The following is a 22,463-nucleotide window of genomic DNA, read 5'->3' as shown; positions in this document are numbered from 1 at the left end:
TAACCGAGTGATCGGGAAGCGCCAGCCCCCGGTTTGCGTAGGAGCAGGGTCAGGGGAAAAAAAAGCAGCCCGGAGGCTGCCTTTTTGCTGTGACTCCCGTAGGAGCGACAGGATCAGGAAGCGGACTTGACCGTGCCGGCGGTACGGGCGAAACGGGCGCGGAACTTTTCCACACGGCCGGTTTCGACGATACGCGTCTGGGCGCCCGTGTAGAACGGGTGCGATTCGGAGGTCACGTCGCACTTGAAGAGCGGGTACGTCTTGCCATCGAGTTCGACGGTTTCGCGCGTGTGAACGGTCGAGCGGGTGATGAACTTGCTGCCCGTTTGCAGGTCGGCGAAGACGACTTCGCGGTATTCGGGGTGAATGCCTTCTTTCATGGTGCTTTCCTAGGACTCCCTCAAGGGAGTCACGTCAAAAGTTAGGGTCGCCAGCACGAATCGCTTTTTTCAGGCGTTCTTGCCACGTATCCGAAAAGTAACTGTGCATTCTAGCATGGGAATCGCCGGCAGGGGCAGGCAATCCGGGGCGCTCTGCTGGGGAGCGCCCGGATTTTTCATCCGGGGACGGATGGTCGCGCCGATCACAGATCGGTGCGCAGTTTCCAGATTTCCGGGAACAGCACCACTTCAAGCATGCGCCGCAGGTAATCCACGCCCGAGGTGCCACCGGTGCCGCGCTTGAAGCCGATGACGCGCTCGACCGTGGTGACGTGGCGGAAACGCCACAGGCGGAAGGCGTCTTCCAGGTCGGTCAGCTTTTCGCCCAGCTGGTACAGGTCCCAGTAGCGGTCGGTATCGCGGTAGACCGTCAGCCAGGCCTGTTCGACCCCTTCCGAGGCTTGGTAGGGCTGGGTCCAGTCGCGTTCCAGGCGATCGGCGGGGACCGCCACGCCGTGCCGCGCCAGCAGGCGCAGCGATTCGTCGTACAGCGAGGGCGTCTCGTAGGCCTGCTGCACCTGCGCCAGCAGGTCCGCGCGATGCGCGTGCGGCTTGAGCATGGCGGCGTTCTTGTTGCCCAGCAGGAACTCGATCTGGCGGTACTGGTAGCTCTGGAAGCCGCTGGAGCGCGCCAGGTAGGGGCGCAGGGCGGAGTACTCGGGCGGCGTCATGGTCGCCAGCACGTCCCAGGCGTGGACCAGCTGTTCCATGATCTTGCTGACCCGGGCCAGCATCTTGAAGGCCGGTTGTAGGCGGTCCGCCGCCAGGTTGGCGATGGCGCCGCGCAATTCGTGCAGCATCAGCTTCATCCAGAGTTCGCTGGTCTGGTGCTGGATGATGAACAGCATCTCGTTGTGCTCGGGCGACAGCGGGTGCTGCGCGCCCAGCAGCTCGTCCAGGTGCAGGTAATCGCCGTAGGTCATGTCGCGCGTGAAATCCAGCTGCGCCTTTTCCTCGCGGACGATGTCTTCGGGGCGTTGGTTCTGGCTCATGCGCGGCCTCCCTGGCAGGGCGGGGCGGCGCGGCGGGCGGAGGCGGGCAGGCTGCGCCAGCCGGAATGCGGCAGGCGGGCGCAGGCGAGCGCCATGCGCGGATCGGAAGGAGTCTTCATGGTCGTGCTTCTTCGAAGGGGCGGGACGCGCGCGATGAGACGGCGCGTTCATCGCGCCGCGTCTCGCGCGCAGCCTGCCCGGTGGCCGGTATCAGCCCAGTTCGCGCAAGACGGCGCGCACCGGGCTGGCGTCAGCCTGGATCAAAGCCAGCGGCAGTGCGATCAGTTCGTAATCGCCCTCCGGCACGTCGTCGAGCACCAGGTTCTCCAGTACTCGCATGTCGTGCCGCAGGATGGTGTGATGGCTGTCCAGGGTCTTGCTGGACGCGGGGTCGATGCTGGGGGTGTCCAACCCGATCAGCATGACGCCGCGTTCGGCCAGCCATTCGATGGTCTGGGGCGCGTAGGCCGAGAAGTCGTCCGTCCACCATTCCTGCGCGGCATGCTTGGCGGTACGCACCAGGATGCGCGGCGGCAGGTTGTTGGCGGCGTGGAGCAGGTGCTCCGGGGTGATCAGCGGACCGCAGTCAATGGCGTGGATGACGCGACAGGGGCCCAGGAAGGGTTCGAGCGAGACCGCGCCGATGGCCGCGGCGCCGTTCTGGTAGTGCAACGGCGCATCGGCGTGCGCGCCCACGTGCGGCGACAGGGTGATTTCGCTGACGTTGACGGGACAGCCGGGCGCGAGCGACCACTTCCATTGCTGGCGATACGGCGTATCGCCAGGAAACACGGGCGAGGCCGTGGAGACGGGAGGGGAGATATCCCACAGGCGTTTCATGGAAGGCGCGGGGTCGCGAAAGCGGAAATTAGGTTAAGCCTAAAACAATATCGGGCCGTAGTCTAACGAATTCCCGCCGCGTGCGCAGCCCGTCAGAGGCGGCCATGTTCCGCCATCGAGGAGACGTCGTCGCCGGCGACGATCAGGTGGTCGACCAGGGCGATGTCGACCAGCGCCAGCGCCTGCTTCAGGTGGCGGGTGAACGCCAGGTCGGCCGCGCTGGGCTGGGCCAGGCCGGACGGGTGGTTGTGGGCGATGATGAGCGCCGCCGCATGATGGCGCAGGGCCTCGCGCACCACCTCGCGCGGATAGACCGAGGCTTGCGACAGCGTGCCGCGGGCCAGTTCGCCGCTGGCGATCAGCCGCAGCTGGCTGTCCAGGTAGAGCGCGATGCAGTGTTCGACCCGGCGGTGGGCCAGCGTGACCTTGCAATATTGTTTCACCCGGGAGGGATGGTCGAGGGTGCTGGCGAGCGTCAGTTCTTCCTCGATGGCGCGCTTGGCCAGTTCCAGGATCGCCGCCAGGGCGCAGGCCTTGGCCGTGCCCAGGCCAGGCACGGCCAGCAGCTCTTCCGGGGAGGCTCCCAGCAGCCCGCGCAGGCCGCGGAACCGGTCCAGCAGCTGGCTGGAAAGGTCCAGCACATTCAGCCCGGGCACCCCGGTGCGCAGGGCGATGGCGAGCAGCTCGGTATTTTGTAACGACGAGGCGCCCAGGCGCAGCAGGCGCTCGCGGGGACGCTCGTGTTTGGACACCCGGACAGACAATTTCATAAGAGGCTCTAAAATCAGGGTTCACTTACTGTCTGACTACGGTGGCAGATCTTGAGCATCGCCTCTAACGAAATGAATGTTTTGGTCCGTCCGGACTCCTACCTGACGCTGCATTACCGCATCACCCTGGCTTCGGGCCCCGGCAAGGATTCGGTGTTCACCGATACCTTCGACGGCCGTCCGGCCACGTTGCAGATGGGCAGCGGCCAATGGGCGCCGGGCCTGGAAACCGCCTTGCTGGGCAAGGCCGAGGGCGACCGCTTCAGCGTCACGCTGGAGCCGGCCGACGCCTATGGCGACCGCAACCCCGAGCTGATCCAGCGCGTCACGCGCAAGATGCTCGCCGAGCACGCCGGCGCCGACGCCACGTTCGAGCCGGGCGATCTGGTCGAGTTCGCGGCGCCCAACGGCGGCCGCTATTCGGGCGTCCTGAAGGAAATCAACGAGGAATCGGCGTTGTTCGATTTCAACCACCCGCTCGCGGGCATCAGCTTGCGGGTCGACGTGGCGCTGCTGGGAGTCCTCTGATGAGCCAGGCTGTCACCGCCGCCGGCGCCGAAGTCCTGCTGGCGCAGCCGCGCGGCTTCTGTGCCGGCGTCGATCGCGCCATCGACATCGTCGAGCGCGCGCTCGAGCTGCACGGCGCGCCGATCTACGTGCGCCACGAGATCGTCCACAACCGCTACGTGGTCGAAGACCTGCGCGCCAAGGGCGCCATCTTCATCGACGAACTGGACGATGCGCCCGCCGGCGCCATCGTGGTGTTCTCGGCCCACGGCGTGTCCAAGGCGGTGCGGGCCGAGGCCGAGGCGCGCGGGCAGCAGGTGTTCGACGCCACCTGCCCGCTGGTGACCAAGGTGCACATCGAGGTGGCCCGCATGCGCGCGGCCGGCCGCGAGATCATCATGATCGGCCACAAGGGCCATCCGGAAGTCGAGGGCACGCTGGGCCAGGCCCAGGGCGGCATGTACCTGGTCGAGACCGTCGAGGACGTGGCGGGCCTGCAGGTCACCGACCCCGACAACCTGGCTTACGTCACGCAGACGACGCTGTCGGTGGACGACGCCGCGGCCGTGTCCAAGGCGCTGAAAGCGCGTTTCCCCAGCATCGTCGAGCCCAAGAAAAGCGACATCTGCTACGCCACCCAGAACCGCCAGGACGCGGTCAAGGTGCTGGCGCCCGAATGCGACCTGGTGCTGGTGGTGGGCAGCCCCAACAGCTCAAACTCCAACCGCCTGCGCGAAGTGGCGGACCGCAAGGGTGTGGCGTCGTACCTGATCGACGGCGCGCATTCCATCGACCCGGCCTGGCTCGAGGGTCGCAAGCGCATCGGCGTGACCGCCGGCGCGTCCGCGCCCGAGATCCTGGTGCAGCAGGTGATCGCGCGGGTCAAGGAACTGGGCGCCGTGTCGGTGCGCACCATGCCGGGCCTGGAAGAGAACGTGGCGTTCCCGTTGCCCAAGGGGCTGTCGCGCAAGGCCGCGCAGACCGAATCGCTGGAATAGGCGCGACGCCCCCCGCGGGCGTCGTCCAGAACAAGAATCGAGGAGACCTCATGCAGTTGTACAGCTATTTCCGCAGCTCGGCCGCGTATCGCGTGCGCATCGCGCTGAACCTGAAGGGCCTGCCGTACGAATACCTGGCGGTGCACCTGCTCAAGGACGGCGGCCAGCAGTTGTCGGCCGACTACCGCAAGGTCAATCCGACCGCGCTGGTGCCCACGCTGGTCGATGGCGACGCGGTCATCGGCCAGTCGCTCGCGATCATCGAGTATCTCGAGGAAACGCATCCGCAGGCGCCGCTGCTGCCGGCAGACCCGATTGGCCGCGCGCGCGTGCGCGACCTGGCGCTGGGCATCGCCTGCGATACCCATCCTTTGAATAACCTGCGGGTGTTGAAGTACCTGAAGCACACGCTGGGCGTGGACGAGGCCGCCAAGACGGCCTGGTACCAGCATTGGGTGCGCCAGGGGCTGGAAGCCCTGGAAGCGCAACTGGCCGGCTCGGCCGCCACCGGCGCGTTCTGCCATGGCGACACGCCGACCATCGCCGACCTGTGCCTGGTGCCGCAGGTGGCCAATGCCCGCCGCTTCGAATGCGACCTGAGCGCAATGCCGACGGTCGTGCGCATCGACGCCGCCTGCCGCGCCTTGCCGGCCTTCGACGCCGCCGCGCCGGGCAAGCAGCCCGACGCCGAATGAGGCGCGGGCCGGCCGGGATCTCTTCCCGGCCTGCCCGTCGCCTGCCCGTCGATCGGGCTCAGCCCAACTGCACCGGCACGAAGATCTTGTCTTCGCCGCGCTGCACCAGCAGCGCCACCGTCTTGCCGGCCTTGGACAGCGCTTCCTTGACCTGGCCGACGTTGTGCACCGGCACGCCATTGAGCGACAGCAGCACGTCACCCGGCTGGATGCCGGCCTTGGCGGCCGGACCCGCCGATTGCTCGATCAACAGGCCCTGCGTGCCCGCCGCTTCCTGCTCCTGCGGCGAGAGCGGGCGCAAGGCCAGGCCGAGCTGACCCTTCTGCACGTCGCGGCTGTCGCCGGCGGTCTGCGTGCGGTCCTTCGGCACGCCGCCCAGCGTCGCCACGACTTCCTTGGGGGCGCCGTTGCGCCACAGGTCCAGCGTGATCTTCTCGCCCGGCGTGGCCAGCGTGATCAGCGACGCCAGGTCGCCGGACGACACGATGGTGCGGCCGTTGATCTTGCGTACCACGTCGCCGGGCTGCAGGCCGGCCTTCTCGGCCGCGCTGCCTTTCTCGACGCTGGAGACCAGCGCGCCGGACGGCGTATCGAGCTTGAACGAGTTGGCCAGGTCCTGGTTGACCTCCTGCACCGTCACGCCCAGTCGCGCATGCTGCACCTTGCCGTGTTCGAGGATCTGGTCCTTGATCTTGTACGCCACGTCGATGGGGATCGAGAACGACAGGCCCTGGAAGCCGCCGGTGCGGCTGTAGATCTGCGAATTGATGCCGACGACTTCGCCGCGGTCGTTGAACAGCGGGCCGCCGGAGTTGCCGGGGTTCACCGCAACGTCGGTCTGGATGAACGGCACCGACGTGTCGTCCGGCAGCGAGCGGCCCTTGGCGCTGACGATGCCGGCGGTGGCGGTGTTCTCCAGGCCGTAGGGCGAGCCGATGGCCAGCACCCATTCGCCCACCTGCAGCTGGTTGACGTCGCCGACCTTCACCACCGGCAGGTTCTTGGCGTCGATCTTGATGACGGCCACGTCGGTCTGCGGATCGGCGCCCAGCACCTTGGCGCGGAATTCGCGGCGGTCGGTCAGCTTGACGGTCACTTCCTTGGCGCCTTGCACGACGTGGGCGTTGGTCAGGATGACGCCGTCGCTGCTGACGATGAAGCCCGAGCCCTCGCCGCGGATCGGCACCTCGCGCGATGGCATGCCGCCGCGCGCGCCGGGGATCTGGCCAAAGAACTGGGCGAAGGGATCGTCGTCGTCATCGGACACCTTGCGCGTGCCGCTGATGCTGATGTTGACCACGGCGGGGCCGTAGTCATGCGTGATCTGCACGAAATTGGGGGCACCCGGCGTAGGGGCGCCCGGCGTAGGGGCGCCCGGCATAGGGGCACCCGGCGTAGGGGCAGTCGGAATTGCGGCGGCGCTTGCCACGGCGGACGGCGCGCTGGCCGCCATCGAAATGCCGCCGAACGCGGCGGTGGCGCCCGCGCCGCCAATCGCGCCGGCGGCCAGCAGCGCCAGCACCAGGCGCGAGGGGTTCATTTGCGAGGTCTTCATGTCGGCTCCTGCGTCATGTGTGGGGACATGGCGCTATCTTCGGGCCTGACACTTAGGTGAATCTTAAGTCGGCGCCTGCGCGGGCGGAAACGCCACCAGGGCCCGCAGGCCCGTGCCGCCGGGAACGTCCTCGAGCGTGATGGCCGCGCCATGGCGCTGGGCGATGGCGCGGGCGATCGCCAGCCCCAGGCCGCTGCCGGGCTGGGCGTTGCCTTCCAGCCGGTAGAAGCGGTCGAACACGCGGGCGCGCTCGGCCGGCGGGATGCCGGGGCCGTCGTCGTCGATCAGCAGCCGGGCGCCTTCCGGGGGCGTTTCCAGCCGGATCTCGATGTGGCCGCCGGCGGGGGCGTATTTGATGGCGTTGTCGAGCAGATTGCGCGCCAGCAGCACCAGGTCGTCGCGGCGTCCGCGCACCGTGGCTTGCGGCGCGCCCCGCAGTTCGACGCCGATGTCCTTGGCGTTGGCCGCGGGCAGCGTCTCGGACAGCGCCAGGCGCACCACGTCGGCCAGGTCCACGGCTTCAGCGGGCGGCTGCTCGGCGTTGTTCTCGTGCCGCGCCATCGACAGCAATTGCTCCACCAGCCGCGTGGCGCGCTCGATGCCCGCCGCCAGCCGTTGTTCGGCCACGCGGCGGCTGTCGTCGTCGCTGGCGCGGCGCAGCGATTGCAGTTGCAGGTTCAGCGCCGCCAGCGGCGAGCGCAGCTCGTGCGCGGCATCGCCGACGAATTGCTTCTGCTGCGCGAAGGCGCCGCGCATCCGTTCCAGCAGCAGGTTCAGTTCCTGCATCAGCGGCCGGATCTCATCGGGCAGGTCGGGCACGTTGATGGGCGACAGGTCCTCGGGCCGGCGGTCGGCCACCTGCGCCCGGGCGCGCTTGACGGGCCGCAGCGACCAGCTCACCACGCACCAGACGATCAGCATCAGCAGCGGCGCCGCCGCCGCGATCGGCGCGACCGTGCGCCAGGCCAGCGCGCCTGCCATGCGCTTGCGCACCTGCATGTCCTGCGCGACCTGGATCACCTGGAATGGCGTGGCCAGCGAGTAGACGCGATAGGTGCTGCCTTCGACTTCGGCGTCGGCGAAACCCAGGATGATCTGGTCGGGCAGGGGCCGGCGCGAACGCGAGTTGAACACGCGCACGCCATCCGGCGTCCAGATCTGGATGATGAGGTCGTCGGCCATCGGCGTGGCCGAGCCCTTGGCATGGGAGGGGCCCATCCGCAGCAATCCGTCGCCGGTGCCGAGCGACAGCGCGGTGCGCTGCAGCAGCGAATCGAAGATGTCGTCGGCCTGCTGCAGCGTGCTGCGATAGGCGATAGCGCCCTGCACCAGGGCGCCGACCGCGATCGCGGCCAGCAGGAAGAACAGCAACCGGGCCCGCAGCGAATAGCTAAGCGGGATGCTCATGTTTTGGGAATGACATAGCCGACGCCTCTGACGTTCTGGATCAGGTCCTGACCCAGTTTCTTGCGCAGGCCATGAATATAAACCTCGACCGCGTTGCTGCTGACGCTGTCTTTCCAGCTGTACAGCTTTTCCTCGAGCTGGGCGCGCGAGAAGATCATGCCGGGGCGGGCGATCAGCGGTTCCAGCACCGCCCATTCGCGCGCGGTCAGCGGCACGGGCGTGCCGTCGACGGTGGCGGCGTGCGACTGCGGGTCGATGACGATGCCGTCGTGCTCGAACACCGGTTCGGCGCGGCCCGCGCTGCGGCGGATCAGGGCGCGCATGCGCGCCAGCAGTTCATCGACGTCGTAGGGCTTGACGATGTAGTCGTCGGCGCCGGCGTCCAGGCCCGCGATGCGGTCGCTGACGGCGTCGCGCGCGGTGGCGATCAGGACCGGCGTGCGGTCCTTGCGGCCGCGCAGGTCGCGCAGCAGCGACAGGCCATCGCGGCGCGGCAGCCCGAGGTCCAGCAGCACGAGGTCGTAGGGGTCGGTGCGCAGGGCCAGTTCGGCCGCGTGGCCGTCCCTGACCCAGTCGACGGCGTAGTGTTCCGCGCGCAGGCAGTCCAGCACGCTTTCGCCGATCATGGTGTCGTCTTCAACGAGAAGGATGCGCATGATTGTCGTCCCCCCAAGGTGTCCAGCGGGTTGGACGCCGGGCGCGCGGCCGGAGTTCCCGGCGGGGCGGGGCGCGCGATCGCGCCGGGGGCGGAAATGAAAAAAGCAGCCCGAGGGCTGCTTTTTTGAATTCTGGTGCCGGCAATAGGAGTCGAACCTACGACCTTCGCATTACGAATGCGCTGCTCTACCAACTGAGCTATGCCGGCAAGACCATTTGCTTCGTTTCCGGCAAGCCAGAACTTCAAGCAAAACATCTTTTTCTTCCCCGTTTCATGCCCTGTTTATGGGGCCCGATCTGGAAAGACCGAAATCATATCAGAGTTTTTTGGCGATGGGAAACCTGGGAAGTGCGTGGCGCGAAAAAAAGTCCGATTTGCACACTTCGCATTTTTCCTTCATAATCTCGTTTCTTAGCAGTTCCCCGATAGCTCAGTCGGTAGAGCGACGGACTGTTAATCCGCAGGTCGCTGGTTCGAGCCCAGCTCGGGGAGCCAAAGAATTCAGGGCCACTCACGCAAGTGAGTGGCCCTTTTGGTTTTTGTCGCGCGGTTTGTTCGTTTGGCGAGGTTCGGGCCTGGCCTGGCTGGCCCGTCATCCTCCCCTCATTGTTATCACCCACCCCCCCATCATTGCGGCCTTGCTTCCAGGACCGAGGCGCGCGTAAGATTTGTTATGTAATAACATTTCTTTTTGGCGAGGCATCATGCGGACGAATGGCGAGAGTGCGGGGCTGGAGCAGGGGCTGAGCGTGGGGCCTGATTCGGGATTGGCGCGGTCGGACGCGCGCCTGCCGGTGACGGTGCTGTCGGGCTTTCTCGGCGCGGGCAAGACCACCTTGCTCAACCATGTGCTGAACAACCGCGAAGGGCGGCGCGTGGCGGTCATCGTCAATGACATGTCGGACGTCAACATCGACGCCCGGCTGGTGCGCGAGGGCGGGGCGGCGTTGTCGCGGGCGGACGAAAAACTGGTGGAAATGAGCAACGGCTGTATCTGCTGTACGTTGCGCGAAGACCTGTTGATCGAGATCCGCCGCCTGGCCGCCGAGGGACGCTTCGATTACCTGCTGATCGAGTCCACCGGCATTTCGGAGCCGCTGCCGGTGGCCGAGACCTTCACCTTCCGCGACGAGGACGGCCTCAGCCTGTCCGACGTGGCAAGGCTGGACACCATGGTCACCGTGGTGGACGCCTTCAATTTCCTGCGCGACTACGCCAGCCACGATCGCCTGGCCGCGCGTGGCGAGACGCTGGGCGAGGAAGACGAGCGCACCGTGGTCGACCTCCTGATCGAGCAGGTGGAGTTCTGTGATGTCATGGTGCTGAACAAGACCGACCTGATCGCGGCGGACGAACTGGAGCGGCTCGAGTCGATCCTGCGCCAGCTCAATCCGCGCGCCGACATCGTGCGCGGCGAGTTCGGCCGGGTGCCGCTGGCGCGCGTGCTGGATACGGGACGCTTCGACTTCGAGGAAGCGGCGCAGGCGCCGGGCTGGCTCAAGGTGCTGCGCGGCGAGCACACGCCGGAAACCGAGGAGTACGGCATCGGCAGCTTCGTGTTTCGCGCGCGGCGGCCGTTCCATCCGCAGCGCCTGTGGGATTGCATTCACGAGGAATGGCCTGGCGTGGTGCGCTCCAAGGGCTATTTCTGGCTGGTGACGCGGCCCGCGTTCGCCGCCTCCTGGTCACAGGCCGGCCCCGTCACGCGTCATGGTGCGGCCGGATACTGGTGGGCCGCGCTGCCGCGCGAGCGCTGGCCGGAGGATGTCGAGTCGCGCGCCCGCATCGTGGCCGACTGGGATCCCATCTATGGCGACCGCTGCCAGGAACTGGTGCTGATCGGCATCGGCATGGATCAGGCGGCGCTGACGGCGCGGCTTCAGGCGTGCCTGATGACGCAGGAAGAAATGACCCGCCCGGCGATCGAATTGGCTACGATTCGGGATCCGTTCCCCATCTGGGGCGCGGCGCAATAGCGAGGGCGGGGCGAGAGCCCGTGGGGTGATGGCAGCGGAAGGCGACAAGCGCATCGGCGTGACGGTGATTTCGGGGTTCCTGGGCAGCGGCAAGACGACGCTGCTCAATCGCCTGCTGCGTGAGCCGGCCTATGCCGACGCGGTGGTCATCGTCAATGAATACGGCGACATCGGCGTGGACCATCATCTGGTCCGCCTGGCGCAGGACAACATCGTGTTGATCGAGGGCGGCTGCCTGTGCTGCGTGGTCAGCGGCGCGGTGGCTGACACCCTGCGCGAGCTGTTCATGCTGGCGCTCAATCGCCGCATCAAGCCATTTCGCCGGGTGCTGATCGAGACCAGTGGCCTGGCGGACCCGGCGCCGGTGCTCTTCACGCTCAAGCACGACCGCTTCCTGGCCGAGCGCTATGCCTACCAGGGCGCCATCGTGGTGGTCGACGTGCGCCATGGCCCGCAGCAGATGGAGACGCAGCCGGAAGCGCTGCGGCAAATGGCCCTGGCCGATACGGTCGTCCTCGGCAAATCCGACCTGGCTGACGCCGCGCAATTGCGCGCGGTGGAGCAGGCCGTGGCCGCGGTCAATCCGGGCGCGCGGCGCTGCGTGCAGCGCACCGACGCGCCGTTGGTCGGCACGTTGCAGGAGGGCCCCGACACGCAGGCGCGGCGTGACGGCACCGACCTGGCGGGCTGGCTGCGGGCGTTCGCCAAGCCGATGGCCGCGCGCCACGCGCAGGTGGCGAGCTTTTCGCTGACGCTGGTCGCGCCGATCGGGCGCGCCGCCTTCCTGGCGGGTGTGTCGCGCGTGCAGGAGCGGTTCGGCCCGGCACTGTTGCGGATGAAGGGGCTGGTGTGCTTCGAAGGTGAAGCCTTGCCCTGCGAAGTTCATGGCGTCCATGGCGAGCTCTATCCGATCCGGGCGTTGCCCCAGTGGCCGGGCGATGACCGCCTGTCGCGGCTGGTCTATATCGTCAGAGGGGCGGACGTGGATGCGGTGCGGGCCGAGGTGTGCGCGGCGTTGGGCCAGTTCCCCGCCTGATGGGTCGGCCATAGCGCTGCTCGCTGGTGCGGCCGGCACGCCTGCCGATTGTCTTGAAATGGCTGGATGGCCGTCATTTCATGTGCTGAAAATGCATGGAAATACGGTATAACCAGAAAGTCTGGTGCAAGAATCGAGACAATCATGGACCGATTGAAAGCGATGCAGGTATTCGTCGAGGTCGCCGACAGAGGCAGTTTGTCGGCGGCGGCGGTTCATCTGGATATGTCGCGCGCGATGGTGTCGCGCTACCTGGCCGAAATGGAGCAGTGGGTCGGCGTGCGCCTGCTGCATCGCACCACCCGCCGCCTCAGCCTGACGCCAGCCGGCGCCGAGACGCTGCCGCGCTGCCGGCAGATGCTCGACATGGTGGGCGACCTGCGCAGCGCGGTCTCCACGCCCGAGGATACGCCGCGCGGCCTGTTGCGCATGACCACCAGCATGTCGTTCGGCTCCCGGCACCTGGCGCGGGTCATCACCGACTACGTCAAGCTGCATCCGGGCACCTCGGTGGACCTGATGCTGGTCGACCGGACGGTCAACCTGGTCGAGGAGCGGGTCGACCTGGCTGTGCGCATCACCAATGACCTCGATCCGAACCTGATCGCGCGCAAGCTGGCCGTCTGCCGTTCCATCGTCTGCGCCTCGCCTGATTACCTGCAGCGCGAGGGCGAGCCGGCGCGGGTCGAGGACCTGTCGCTGCGCAACTGCCTGACCCACTCCTATTTCGGCAAGAGCCTGTGGCGCTTCGAGCGCGAGGGCGTGCCGGTCGACGTGCCGGTCAGCGGCAACATCAGCGCCAACGAGGTGTCGGTGCTGCTGCAGGCGGCGCTGGAAGGCGCCGGCGTCGCGATGTTGCCAACTTACTACGCCGCCGAGTATGTGGCGCAGGGGCGTCTGAAGGTCATTCTGCCGCAGGCCAAACCGCAGGAACTCGGCATCTACGGCGTGTACGCGTCGCGCCGGCAGATGCCCCTGATCCTGCGCTCGATGCTGGATTTCCTGGTGGAACGGCTCGGGCCTGCCCCTTGGGATCAGTCCTAAGCCGTCCTCGCTTCGAGGCGCCGGGTTGAGGGCGGGGTATATAACGGTATAATTTGGGTGCTGCCTCGACGGGCCGGGCGCTGTGCTTCAGGGCCTTTGCCATCGTCCGCCAGCATGCAGTCTTGGAAAATATCTAAGAATCGTGGTTCCGGCGTATTGGGTTCCCGGCTTGTCAGGCCAGGTCCCGCAGGGCCGGGCGCCAGGAGCACCAGGGGAGAGGCGCACCGGATTTTCCGGATGACGGCCGCAGGCGCAGGGTGCCATTGGCCGATGCCTGACGATTCAGGTCCTTGATCTCGAATACCGCAATATCGATTACCGCAATGTCGGTTGCCGCGGGAATGGCGCCAAATGGTGGCGTGTTCCGCAGGCGTGTTGGCGCATTTGCCAGCTTTCCAGATTTTGCTTGAACGAATCCGTCGCTGATGGATTTGTCCCCGCCATGGCCGGGGGCTGCGCGCAGCCCATCTTGAATGGCGTGAGTATCGCCGCGCGAGCCCGCGGCGGTTGGTGGTAAATACAGGATTCTCGTGAGAAATACGCAAACCAGCGCTGTCTGTAGCCGTCCCGCCCATGGCGTGGTTCGGGCGGCTGCGCGGGTCGCTGCCTGGCGTGGGCTCGCCTTGGCTGATGGCGCCCTGCGTGTTTTCAACGTATTTGTTTTCAACGTGCCGGCCGCAAATGAAAAAGGCCCGGCGCATTCGCCAGGCCTTGATCAATTTGGTTGCGGGGGCAGGATTTGAACCTACGACCTTCGGGTTATGAGCCCGACGAGCTGCCAGACTGCTCCACCCCGCGTCTGAGAAAAGAATAGTAGCCTTATTTTCAACCTAACGCAAGTTAGCCCTTTTTGAATTTGAATCTCGATGAACGATAGCGAGGCGATACTCGTGCTGGAAACCGCGCTGCTTTGCGCGGTGCAGCCGATGCAACTGTCCGAAATGCGCAAGCTGTTCGGGGACGATGAACAATTCGACAACAGCGCCTTGCGCACGTTGCTGGAAACGCTGCAGAACAACTGGGCCGATGGCGGCCTGGAATTGGTGCAGCTGGCGACGGGGTGGCGTTTCCAGAGCCGCCCGCACATGCAGCGCTACCTGGAACGACTCAATCCCGAGAAGCCGCCGAAGTACTCCCGCGCGGTGATGGAAACCCTGGCCATCGTGGCCTGGCGCCAGCCGGTGACGCGCGGTGACATCGAGGACATCCGCGGCGTGACCGTGTCGTCGAACATCGTGAAGGCGCTGGAAGACCGCGGCTGGATCGAAGTCATTGGCCACCGCGATGCGCCGGGCCGTCCGGCCCTGTTCGGCACCACGCGCCAGTTCCTCGATGACCTCGGCCTGCGCGCGCTGGACGAATTGCCCGCGCTGGAATCCACGCATGCCGCCGCCGCGCTGGCTGGCCTGGACCTGGGCGAAGTGCAGCAGTTGGCGGACGCCGCCGACGCCGCCGAAGGCGTTGATTCCGCCGAGGGCACAGAGTCCGCCGAGGGTGCAGAAACTGCTGCCGTCGCCGATAATGGCGAAGGGCAGGGCACCCTTGCCGAGGCGGGCGTGCAAGCCAGTATTCCAGAGGCGGAATTGTCTGTTTCGGACGACGGTGCCCCCATCGCGGCGGATGATGGCGTAGAATCCCCGCTTTCGCGCTCAGAAGAAGACGCGATTCCCGCCGACGATTCCACCGTCCGGGCGCAAGCCGAAATCTTGTCCGATGCGCCATCCGTGGGCATCGAGAATGCCGGGCGCTTCGATGAAGCCGATGCGCCGGGTGTGGATGTCGCCCAAGAGGCGCATAGCGGGTTGTCCGAAAACCCCGCAGAGACTGGCAGTTCCGACGCACGCGCCGAATCCGGCGCCGCGGATGAACTTGTCGAGCACGCGGAAAGCGCGAAACCGACCGAACCGATAGACGAGGCCGAACCCCTGGTGCCTGGCGCCGGGCCGTTTGAGCCTGATACCGGCTCCGCCGTGGCGGAGCCTGCCGAGCCGGATTCCGCTCAGCCCGAGGCTGAGCGCGAACCGGAGTCCCCCGATGATGATGCGCCTGCCACCGGCAGGCCTCCCCAAGTTTGAAATTCGGAGCTGTCCCAGTGACAACGAATACAGCAATGCAGGACGACAATCCCCGTCCGGATGACGCCGTTTCCAATGCGCCGGCGGAAGCCTCCGCTGGCCGCGAGCCGGCCGCCGAAGGCGAGGCCCGCGGCCGTGGCCGCAAGCTGCGCACCCCGTTCCGCCGCCGTCGCGGCGACGCCGCCGCCGAGCAGGCGCCGGCTGCCGAAGGGCAGGCCGCCGCGCCCGCCCAGGCTGCCGCCGACAACGCGGACAGCCGTGGGGGCGAGCAGGAAGCCGAGCAGGCCCTGTCGTACCTGGAAACCGCTGACCGCATGGAGCAGCGCCTGGGCAAGTACCTGAACAGCGAAGCGGTGATGCCGAAGCTGCACAAGGTGCTGGCCGACGCCGGCATCGGCTCGCGCCGCGAGATGGAAGAGTTGATCGTCGCCGGCCGCGTGTCGGTCAACGGCGAGCCGGCCCATATTGGCCAGCGCGTGGCCCCGAACGACCAGGTGCGCGTCAATGGCAAGCCCATCATGCGCACCAACACCAAGAAGCCGCCGCGCGTGATCCTGTATCACAAGCCGGCCGGCGAGATCGTCAGTCATGACGATCCGGGCGGCCGCGCCAGCGTGTTCGCGCGCCTGCCCAAACTGCGCACCGGCAAGTGGCTGTCGGTCGGCCGCCTCGACCTGAATACCGAAGGCCTGCTGATCTTCACGACCTCGGGCGACATGGCCAACCGCATCATGCACCCGCGTTACGGCACCGAGCGTGAATACGCGGTGCGCGTGCTGGGCGAGATGGACGAGGCGCAGCGCCAGTCGCTGGTCGACGGCATCGAGCTGGAAGACGGCGTGGCCGCGTTCGGCGCGCTCGACTACCTGGGCGGCGACGGCAGCAACCGCTGGTACCGCGTGACCCTGCAGGAAGGGCGCAACCGCGAAGTGCGCCGCATGTTCGAGGCGGTGGGCGTGACGGTCAGCCGACTGATCCGCACCCGCTTCGGTGATGTGGTGCTGCCGCGCACGCTGCGCCGTGGCCGCTGGGAAGAACTCGACGCCTCGCTGGTCACCGCGCTGATGGTGCAGCTGGGCCTGTTGCGTGAAGACGACGAATCCGGCGGCAACCGCCGCCGTTCCAAGCAGCCGCAATCGCATGACAGCGCCTTGCCTCCGGGCTTCGGCACGATGGATCGCAATGGCATGAACGGCGCCCGTATCGGCCGCCGCGGCAAGATCCAGGGCGGCCGTGCCGGCAGCGCCGGCCAGGCGGCGGCGTGTCCGTCCGATCCTTTTGGTACTGGCCTGATGATCGCCGGCGGCTACGCCAACGGTCACCCCCTGGCGGGCGAAGCCGCCGGCAACCGCAAGGGCGGCAAGCCCGCGGGTGGCCGCGGCGCGGCGGGTGGTGGCACGGGTGGCGGCGGCAAGCCGGGCGGTCGTGCGGGTGGCAAGGCGGGCGGCGGCGGCAAGCCGCGCGGCGCGCGCGCCGCAGCCGCCAATGGTCCGGCCGCGGCGACGGGTGCGGTGGATGCGCCGGCGGGCGCCGGTCGCAAGCCGGCGGGTGGCAAGGCGGGTGGCGGCGGCAAGCCGGCCGCGCGTGGCGGCAATGCCGCTCGCGGTGGCAAGCCGGCGGGCGCCGGCCGTGGCGGCAACAAGGCTGACGGTCCGCGCGCCGGTGGCGGTGGCGCGGGTGGCGGTAACAAGGGTCCGGGCGCCGGCGGCAAGCCGCGCGCGGCCCGTAATGCGGCGTCGCCGCGTGGCGACGACTGGCAGCCTCGCGGCGCATCGGCCCATGAGTCGCGCCTGGGCGTGATGGGTGGCCGGGGCGGCCGGGGGCGCTAAACCCCCGCCGGAGCGGCGTCCGCGCGGCGCCGCTGGCTCGATCCGTCCCACATAAGCGTAAGCCCGTGACGAATCAGGCGTTTTTCCGGTTTATCTGGTAAAATCAATGGTTTTCATGGCTTCGCGTCTGTCCGTTAACGCCGTTGGCCTGTCGGTTCGCGCCGTTGCTTTGCCGCTCATGCGGCGTTTTTCATGGCTGCGCGGGTTGTACGGACTGTCTGGGCAGGCGGGTCGCTGACGGGGCGTCAGATGGGCCGTTGGCCGGTTTCATGGCTGGAGCCCATGTGGTCGCAGTGGTTTTGCGGCGCAGGTGGTCTCGGTGAAACGGGTTTGGGCTGACTGCCCTCGCTGAGTTGGCGGGTGCGTCGCAAGGGCGGCGCGAGCCGAAATTTAGGTCGCAATATAGGGCACTGCCCAGCATTGCTCCTTACGTGCAGTAGGGTGGCGGCTGGGCACTGTGCAATACGGTGGGCTGGGCGTGCAGCCCATTTTTTTTGAGTATATGGCTGATTTATTCGCATTGACCGAAGAGGCACTGGCCGGCATGGACGTCGAACTCGTCGACGTCGAACGTGCCGCGCTGGGCCTTTTGCGCGTCACGATCGATCGGGTCGGCGGTGTGCGCATCGAAGACTGCGAGCAAGTGTCCCGCCAATTGTCGCGGGTGTACGAGGTCGAGAACATCGACTACAAGCGGCTGGAAGTCGGTTCGCCGGGCATTGATCGCCCGCTGCGCAACGAGGCCGAATTCCGCCGTTTCGCAGGCGAACGCATCGAGATCAAGCTGCGCGAGGCATTGGACGGACGCAAGGTCTTTTCCGGCACGTTGACCGTGCCCGAGGAAGACGCGCCCGCAGCTCCGGACGCCGCGGCTGGGATGCACAAGACCGTGTTCGGTCTCGAATTTGAGGCAAAAAAGAACGAAGTCCAGGTGTTGAATTTCACGGTCGAGGATATCGAGCGTGCAAAACTGGACCCCGTTCTGGATTTCAAGGGCAAAAAGCGATGAGTCGCGAAATTCTTCTGTTGGTCGATGCCTTGGCGCGTGAAAAGAACGTCACGCGTGATGTCGTGTTCGGGGCGCTGGAAAGCGCGCTGGCCTCGGCCATGAAAAAGCGCTTCAAGGATGATGCGGACATTCGTGTTGCCATCGATCGTGAAACCGGTGACCACGAAGGTTTCCGCCGCTGGCTGGTGGTGCCCGACGAAGCGGGCCTGCAAGAACCCGACAAGCAGGAAATGCTGTCGGACGCCGTCGAGATCGTGCCCAACATCCAGGTGGGTGAGTACATCGAGGAACCGCTCGAGCCGATCGAGTTCGGCCGTATCGGCGCCCAGGCCGCCAAGCAGGCGATCCTGCAGAAGATCCGTGACGCCGAGCGCGAGCAGGTCCTGAACGACTTCCTCGACCGCGGCGAAACCATCGTGTCCGGCACCATCAAGCGCATGGACAAGGGCGACGCCATCATCGAGACCGGCAAGATCGAAGCGCGCCTGCCGCGCTCCGAAATGATCCCGAAGGAAAACCTCCGGGTCGCCGACCGCGTCCGCGCTTTCGTCCTGCGCGTCGACCATGCGGCCCGCGGCCAGCAGGTGATCCTGTCGCGCACCTCGCCCGAGTTCATCCGCCAGCTGTTCGAGAATGAAGTGCCCGAGATCGAGCAGGGCCTGCTCGAGATCAAGGCGGCCGCTCGCGACGCCGGCGTGCGTGCGAAGATCGCCGTGGTGGCATACGATAAGCGTATCGACCCCATCGGCACCTGCGTCGGCATGCGCGGTTCGCGCGTGACCGCCGTGCGCAACGAGCTGGGCGGCGAGCAGGTCGACATCGTGCTGTGGTCGGAAGATCCCGCGCAGTTCGTCATCGGCGCCCTGGCGCCGGCCAACGTCGAGTCCATCGTGGTGGACGAAGACAAGCACGCGATGGACGTGGTGGTCGACGAGGAAAACCTGCCCAAGGCGATCGGCGCCAAGGGCCAGAACGTGCGCCTGGCTTCCGAGCTGACCGGCTGGCAGATCAACATCATGACGCCGGAAGAAAGCCTGAACCGCCAGGAAGTCGAGCGTTCGGGCCTGCGCACCACGTTCATGAACAAGCTGGACGTCGATGAGGAAGTCGCCGACATCCTGATCGACGAAGGTTTCACCGGTATCGAGGAAATCGCCTACGTCCCCATGCAGGAACTGCTGGAGATCGAGGCGTTCGACGAAGACACCATCAATGAGTTGCGCGCCCGTGCCCGCAATGCGCTGCTGACCGAGGCCATCGCCCAGGAAGAGCGCCTTGAAACGGCGCAGGATCTGCTCGAACTCGAAGGCGTGACGCCCGAACTGGCCGCCAAGCTGGCCGAGCGTCAAGTGCATACGCGTGATGATCTGGCCGAACTGGCGACGGACGAGCTGGCGGAAATCGCCGGCCTGACCGAGCAGGAAGCCAGCGACCTCATCATGCGTGCCCGCGCCCATTGGTTCGATGAAGAATAACCAAAAGGACACGGGTCTGCGGCGGATGGCCGTCAAGTCCGCCGCATGTTCACGTTGTTTGTAATAGCTGCATATAGGGAAGAGAGAGCCTAATGTCGAGTAACACCGTCGCCCAGTTCGCTACCGAGCTGAAAATGCCTGCCAATGTGCTGCTGGAACAGCTGCGCTCGGCCGGCGTTGACCTCAAATCGGTGGACGATTCCGTCACCGACAGCGACAAGGCGAAATTGCTCGAATCGCTGCGTCGCGCCCACGGCGCGACCGAAGGCAAGAAGATCACCTTGACGCGCCGCCAGACCTCCGAGATCCGCCAGGCTGACGCCACCGGCCGCTCGCGTACCATCCAGGTCGAGGTGCGCAAGAAGCGCGTGTTCGTCAAGCGTGATCCCTCCGAAATCGCCCTTGAGCAAGCCGCCGCCGCTCGCGCCGAAGAGGAAGCGGGCGCGGAAGAAGCCCAGCAGGTGTCCGCACCCGTCGCGTCCGAAGTGGCCGCGCCGGTCGAACCGCGCGACGCCGCGCCGGTCCAGGCTCCCGCTCCGGCCCCGGTGCAAGAGCCCGTTGCTGTAGAAGCGCCCGCGCCGGTTGAAGCGCCCGCGCCTGTTGAATCCGTCGCGGCCGAAGTGCCCGCCCCCGTCGCGGCTCCCGCCGCCGAAGTCCAGGCCCAGCCTGAACCGGAACCGACGTCGGCGCCCGCTCCTGCCGAGCCCGTGGCCGAAGAGGCCAAGCCCGAAGTCAAGACTGAATCCACCGAGCCCAAGGCTGAAGAAGCCAAGCCGGAACCCGTTGTGCTAGCCAATACGTCCGAACCATCGTCATCCCAGGCCGCCGCGCCTGTCGCCCAGGTGCCGCCTGCCGCGAAGTCTGAACCCGTCAAACCCGCCGCCAAGCCGGTCGAGTCCGCTGCGCCCGCCGCCAAGATCGGCAACCGCGCCGACAACCGCCGCGCCGGCCCGCCGCTCGCCGCCTCCGCCACTGGCGCCGGCCGCGACGAGGCCCGCCGTGCCGCCGAGGCCGAAGCCGCCGCGCTGCGCGAGATGCTGAACCGCCCGCGCAAGGTGCTGCGCGCCCCCGAACCGGAAGCCCCGCCCGCGGCGGCCGCTCCGATCTCGGGCACGCTGCACAAGCCGGCCGGCAAGCCCGGCGCCGCGCCTGGCGCCAAGAAGGACGCCAAGCCCGCCGCGCCCGGCACCAAGAAGACCATCAAGACGGCCGAGGTCGCCTCGACCTGGTCGGATGACGCCTCGCGCAAGAAGCCGGCCGACAAGCCGGCGGCGCCGGCCAGCCGTGACGGCTGGCGTGCCGGCGGCAAGGGCGGTGGCAAGAGTGGCGGCCGCGGTGGCCGCAACCAGCACAACGACCGCCGCAACGAGCCGGCGCCGCAGGAATTCATCGCGCGTGAAGTGCACGTGCCGGAAACCATCAGCGTGGCCGACCTGGCCCACAAGATGTCCGTCAAGGCCGCCGAAGTCATCAAGCAATTGATGAAGCTGGGCCAGATGGTCACCATCAACCAGGTGCTGGACCAGGAAACGGCCATGATCGTGGTCGAGGAACTGGGCCACGTGGCGATCGCCGCCAAGCTCGACGATCCGGAAGCCTTCCTGGATGAAACCGCCAGCGTGTCGGAAGCCGAACAGCTGCCGCGCGCTCCGGTCGTGACCGTGATGGGCCACGTCGACCACGGCAAGACCTCGCTGCTGGACTACATCCGCCGCGCCAAGGTTGCCGCGGGCGAAGCCGGCGGCATTACGCAGCACATTGGCGCCTACCACGTGGAAACCGAGCGTGGCATGGTGACCTTCCTGGATACCCCGGGCCACGAGGCGTTCACCGCCATGCGTGCCCGTGGCGCCAAGGCCACCGACATCGTCATCCTGGTCTGCGCGGCCGACGACGGCGTGATGCCGCAGACGCGTGAAGCCATCCACCATGCCAAGGCCGCAGGCGTGCCGATGGTGGTGGCCATGACCAAGATCGACAAGCCCAGCGCCAACCCCGAGCGCGTCAAGCAGGAACTGGTCGCCGAGGAAGTGGTGCCGGAAGAATACGGCGGCGACGTGCCGTTCGTGCCGGTGTCGGCCAAGACCGGCGAGGGCATCGACGCGCTGCTCGAGAACGTGCTGCTGCAAGCCGAACTGCTGGAACTGAAGGCTCCGGTCGACTCGGCCGCCAAGGGCCTGGTGATCGAAGCCCGCCTGGACAAGGGCCGCGGCCCGGTTGCGACCATCCTGGTCCAGAGCGGCACGCTGAACCGTGGCGACGTGGTGCTTGCTGGCGCCAGCTTCGGCCGCGTCCGCGCCATGCTCGACGAGAACGGCAAGCCGATCCAGGCCGCCGGCCCGTCGATCCCGGTGGAAATCCAGGGCCTGACCGAAGTGCCGGCCGCCGGCGACGAGCTGATGGTGCTGTCCGACGAGCGCAAGGCGCGCGAAATCGCGCTGTTCCGCCAGGGCAAGTTCCGCGACGTCAAGCTGGCACGCCAACAGGCCGCCAAGCTGGAATCGATGTTCGACAACCTGGGCGAAGGCACCCAGACCCTGGCGCTGATCGTCAAGACCGACGTGCAGGGTTCGCAGGAAGCGCTGGTGCAGTCGCTGACCAAGTTGTCGACCGACGAAGTCCGTGTGCAAGTGGTGCACGCGGCCGTGGGCGGCATCTCGGAAAGCGACATCAACCTGGCGATCGCCTCGAACGCCGTGGTGATCGGCTTCAACGTCCGCGCCGAAGCCAGCGCCAAGAAGCTGGCCGAGACCAACGGCATCGACGTGCGCTACTACAACATCATCTACGACGCCGTGGACGAAGTGAAGGCAGCCATGTCGGGCATGTTGGCGCCCGAGAAGAAGGAAGAGATCATCGGCCTGGTCGAGATCCGCGAGGTCTACAGCATCTCCCGCATCGGCAACATCGCCGGTTGCATGGTGCTCGACGGCCTGGTGCGTCGCGATTCGCAGGTCCGCCTGCTGCGCAACAACGTGGTCCAGTGGACCGGTCAGCTCGATTCGCTGCGCCGCTTCAAGGACGACGTCAAGGAAGTCAAGTCGGGCTTCGATTGCGGTCTTACGCTGCGCGGCAACAACGACATCCAGGTGGGTGACCAGCTGGAAGTCTTTGAAATCAAGGAAATCGCGCGTACGCTGTAAGGCGTCGCGAGGCA

General features: G+C 66.8%; 19 protein-coding genes and 3 tRNA genes. 12 read left to right on the top strand and 10 right to left on the bottom strand.

All coding sequences use genetic code 11. From position 1 onward, the window contains the following. Positions 1-113 precede the first annotated feature (113 nt). The 5 genes from I6I07_RS30520 to radC form a co-directional block, all read right to left on the bottom strand. Positions 114-380, bottom strand: coding sequence for a type B 50S ribosomal protein L31 (locus I6I07_RS30520; RefSeq protein WP_198484877.1), 267 nt, complete (start codon positions 378-380; stop codon positions 114-116). A 203-nt stretch (positions 381-583) separates the two neighbouring features. After that, the gene (gene kynA, locus I6I07_RS30515) at positions 584-1,432 is read right to left on the bottom strand and encodes a tryptophan 2,3-dioxygenase (RefSeq protein ID WP_198484876.1); all 849 of its coding nucleotides are present in this window, start codon (positions 1,430-1,432) and stop codon (positions 584-586) included. Beyond that, positions 1,429-1,551 carry a hypothetical protein gene (locus I6I07_RS31855; protein ID WP_255353143.1) on the bottom strand — a complete coding sequence of 41 codons (123 nt, stop codon included), beginning with the start codon at positions 1,549-1,551 and terminating at the stop codon, positions 1,429-1,431. The genes kynA and I6I07_RS31855 overlap by 4 nt, the downstream gene beginning before the upstream one ends. Before the next feature lie 91 nt (positions 1,552-1,642). Next, entirely contained in the window at positions 1,643-2,272 is a 630-nt protein-coding gene (gene kynB / locus I6I07_RS30510) for an arylformamidase (RefSeq protein ID WP_006393667.1), read from the bottom strand. Positions 2,273-2,364: 92 nt separating this feature from the next. Further along, complete coding sequence (gene radC, locus I6I07_RS30505) at positions 2,365-3,042, bottom strand: RadC family protein (RefSeq protein ID WP_198484875.1); 678 nt, start codon at positions 3,040-3,042, stop codon at positions 2,365-2,367. Positions 3,043-3,093: 51 nt separating this feature from the next. Between radC and I6I07_RS30500 the strand changes: the two genes are divergently transcribed. From I6I07_RS30500 to maiA, 3 genes are read left to right on the top strand one after another with little or no spacing between them, the layout of a single operon-like run. Further along, positions 3,094-3,570 (top strand): FKBP-type peptidyl-prolyl cis-trans isomerase, encoded by a 477-nt coding sequence (locus I6I07_RS30500; protein ID WP_175142229.1) that lies wholly within the window; start codon positions 3,094-3,096, stop codon positions 3,568-3,570. Then, positions 3,570-4,547 (top strand): 4-hydroxy-3-methylbut-2-enyl diphosphate reductase, encoded by a 978-nt coding sequence (gene ispH, locus I6I07_RS30495; RefSeq protein WP_006393670.1) that lies wholly within the window; start codon positions 3,570-3,572, stop codon positions 4,545-4,547. Before I6I07_RS30500 ends, ispH begins: the two co-directional genes overlap by 1 nt. A gap of 50 nt (positions 4,548-4,597) precedes the next feature. Continuing rightward, complete coding sequence (gene maiA, locus I6I07_RS30490; RefSeq protein ID WP_006393671.1) at positions 4,598-5,242, top strand: maleylacetoacetate isomerase; 645 nt, start codon at positions 4,598-4,600, stop codon at positions 5,240-5,242. 58 nt (positions 5,243-5,300) lie between these two features. Here the strand turns inward: maiA and I6I07_RS30485 are convergent, their stop codons facing one another. The 4 genes from I6I07_RS30485 to I6I07_RS30470 form a co-directional block, all read right to left on the bottom strand. After that, complete coding sequence (locus I6I07_RS30485) at positions 5,301-6,797, bottom strand: DegQ family serine endoprotease (RefSeq protein WP_198484874.1); 1,497 nt, start codon at positions 6,795-6,797, stop codon at positions 5,301-5,303. A 63-nt stretch (positions 6,798-6,860) separates the two neighbouring features. Next, positions 6,861-8,204: an ATP-binding protein gene (locus I6I07_RS30480; protein WP_198484873.1), complete on the bottom strand. Its 1,344-nt coding sequence runs from the start codon at positions 8,202-8,204 to the stop codon at positions 6,861-6,863. After that, the gene (locus tag I6I07_RS30475) at positions 8,201-8,860 is read right to left on the bottom strand and encodes a response regulator (RefSeq protein WP_198484872.1); all 660 of its coding nucleotides are present in this window, start codon (positions 8,858-8,860) and stop codon (positions 8,201-8,203) included. Before I6I07_RS30475 ends, I6I07_RS30480 begins: the two co-directional genes overlap by 4 nt. Before the next feature lie 133 nt (positions 8,861-8,993). Next, positions 8,994-9,069, bottom strand: a tRNA-Thr gene (locus I6I07_RS30470). A gap of 212 nt (positions 9,070-9,281) precedes the next feature. Here I6I07_RS30470 and I6I07_RS30465 point away from each other — a divergent pair. From I6I07_RS30465 to I6I07_RS30450, 4 genes are all read left to right on the top strand, one after another. After that, positions 9,282-9,357: transfer RNA gene (locus I6I07_RS30465), tRNA-Asn, on the top strand. 209 nt (positions 9,358-9,566) lie between these two features. Next, complete coding sequence (gene zigA / locus I6I07_RS30460) at positions 9,567-10,838, top strand: zinc metallochaperone GTPase ZigA (protein WP_232625830.1); 1,272 nt, start codon at positions 9,567-9,569, stop codon at positions 10,836-10,838. A gap of 28 nt (positions 10,839-10,866) precedes the next feature. Beyond that, positions 10,867-11,874: a CobW family GTP-binding protein gene (locus I6I07_RS30455; RefSeq protein ID WP_198487730.1), complete on the top strand. Its 1,008-nt coding sequence runs from the start codon at positions 10,867-10,869 to the stop codon at positions 11,872-11,874. 144 nt (positions 11,875-12,018) lie between these two features. Beyond that, complete coding sequence (locus I6I07_RS30450; protein ID WP_085943751.1) at positions 12,019-12,918, top strand: LysR family transcriptional regulator; 900 nt, start codon at positions 12,019-12,021, stop codon at positions 12,916-12,918. 721 nt (positions 12,919-13,639) lie between these two features. On the opposite strand, the gene I6I07_RS30445 is transcribed toward I6I07_RS30450, so the two are convergent. After that, positions 13,640-13,716 (bottom strand) — tRNA-Met (locus I6I07_RS30445). A gap of 68 nt (positions 13,717-13,784) precedes the next feature. Here I6I07_RS30445 and scpB point away from each other — a divergent pair. The 5 genes from scpB (at position 13,785) to infB (ending at position 22,449) form a co-directional block, all read left to right on the top strand. Further along, positions 13,785-14,993 carry an SMC-Scp complex subunit ScpB gene (gene scpB, locus I6I07_RS30440; protein WP_198484871.1) on the top strand — a complete coding sequence of 403 codons (1,209 nt, stop codon included), beginning with the start codon at positions 13,785-13,787 and terminating at the stop codon, positions 14,991-14,993. 35 nt (positions 14,994-15,028) lie between these two features. After that, the gene (gene rluB, locus I6I07_RS30435) at positions 15,029-16,822 is read left to right on the top strand and encodes a 23S rRNA pseudouridine(2605) synthase RluB (RefSeq protein WP_198484870.1); all 1,794 of its coding nucleotides are present in this window, start codon (positions 15,029-15,031) and stop codon (positions 16,820-16,822) included. A 502-nt stretch (positions 16,823-17,324) separates the two neighbouring features. Continuing rightward, a complete protein-coding gene (gene rimP, locus I6I07_RS30430; protein WP_116521256.1) occupies positions 17,325-17,831 on the top strand; it encodes a ribosome maturation factor RimP in 507 nt (168 codons plus the stop codon). Continuing rightward, entirely contained in the window at positions 17,828-19,306 is a 1,479-nt protein-coding gene (gene nusA, locus I6I07_RS30425) for a transcription termination factor NusA (protein ID WP_006396231.1), read from the top strand. The genes rimP and nusA overlap by 4 nt, the downstream gene beginning before the upstream one ends. Positions 19,307-19,398: 92 nt before the next feature. After that, positions 19,399-22,449, top strand: a complete 3,051-nt coding sequence (gene infB / locus I6I07_RS30420; protein WP_198484869.1) for a translation initiation factor IF-2 — start codon at positions 19,399-19,401, stop codon at positions 22,447-22,449. Positions 22,450-22,463: the final 14 nt, after the last annotated feature.

The organism is Achromobacter deleyi (assembly GCF_016127315.1).
Classification (GTDB): Bacteria; Pseudomonadota; Gammaproteobacteria; order Burkholderiales; family Burkholderiaceae_B; genus Achromobacter; species Achromobacter insuavis_A.
This window is presented reverse-complemented; position numbering and strand designations above follow the sequence as displayed.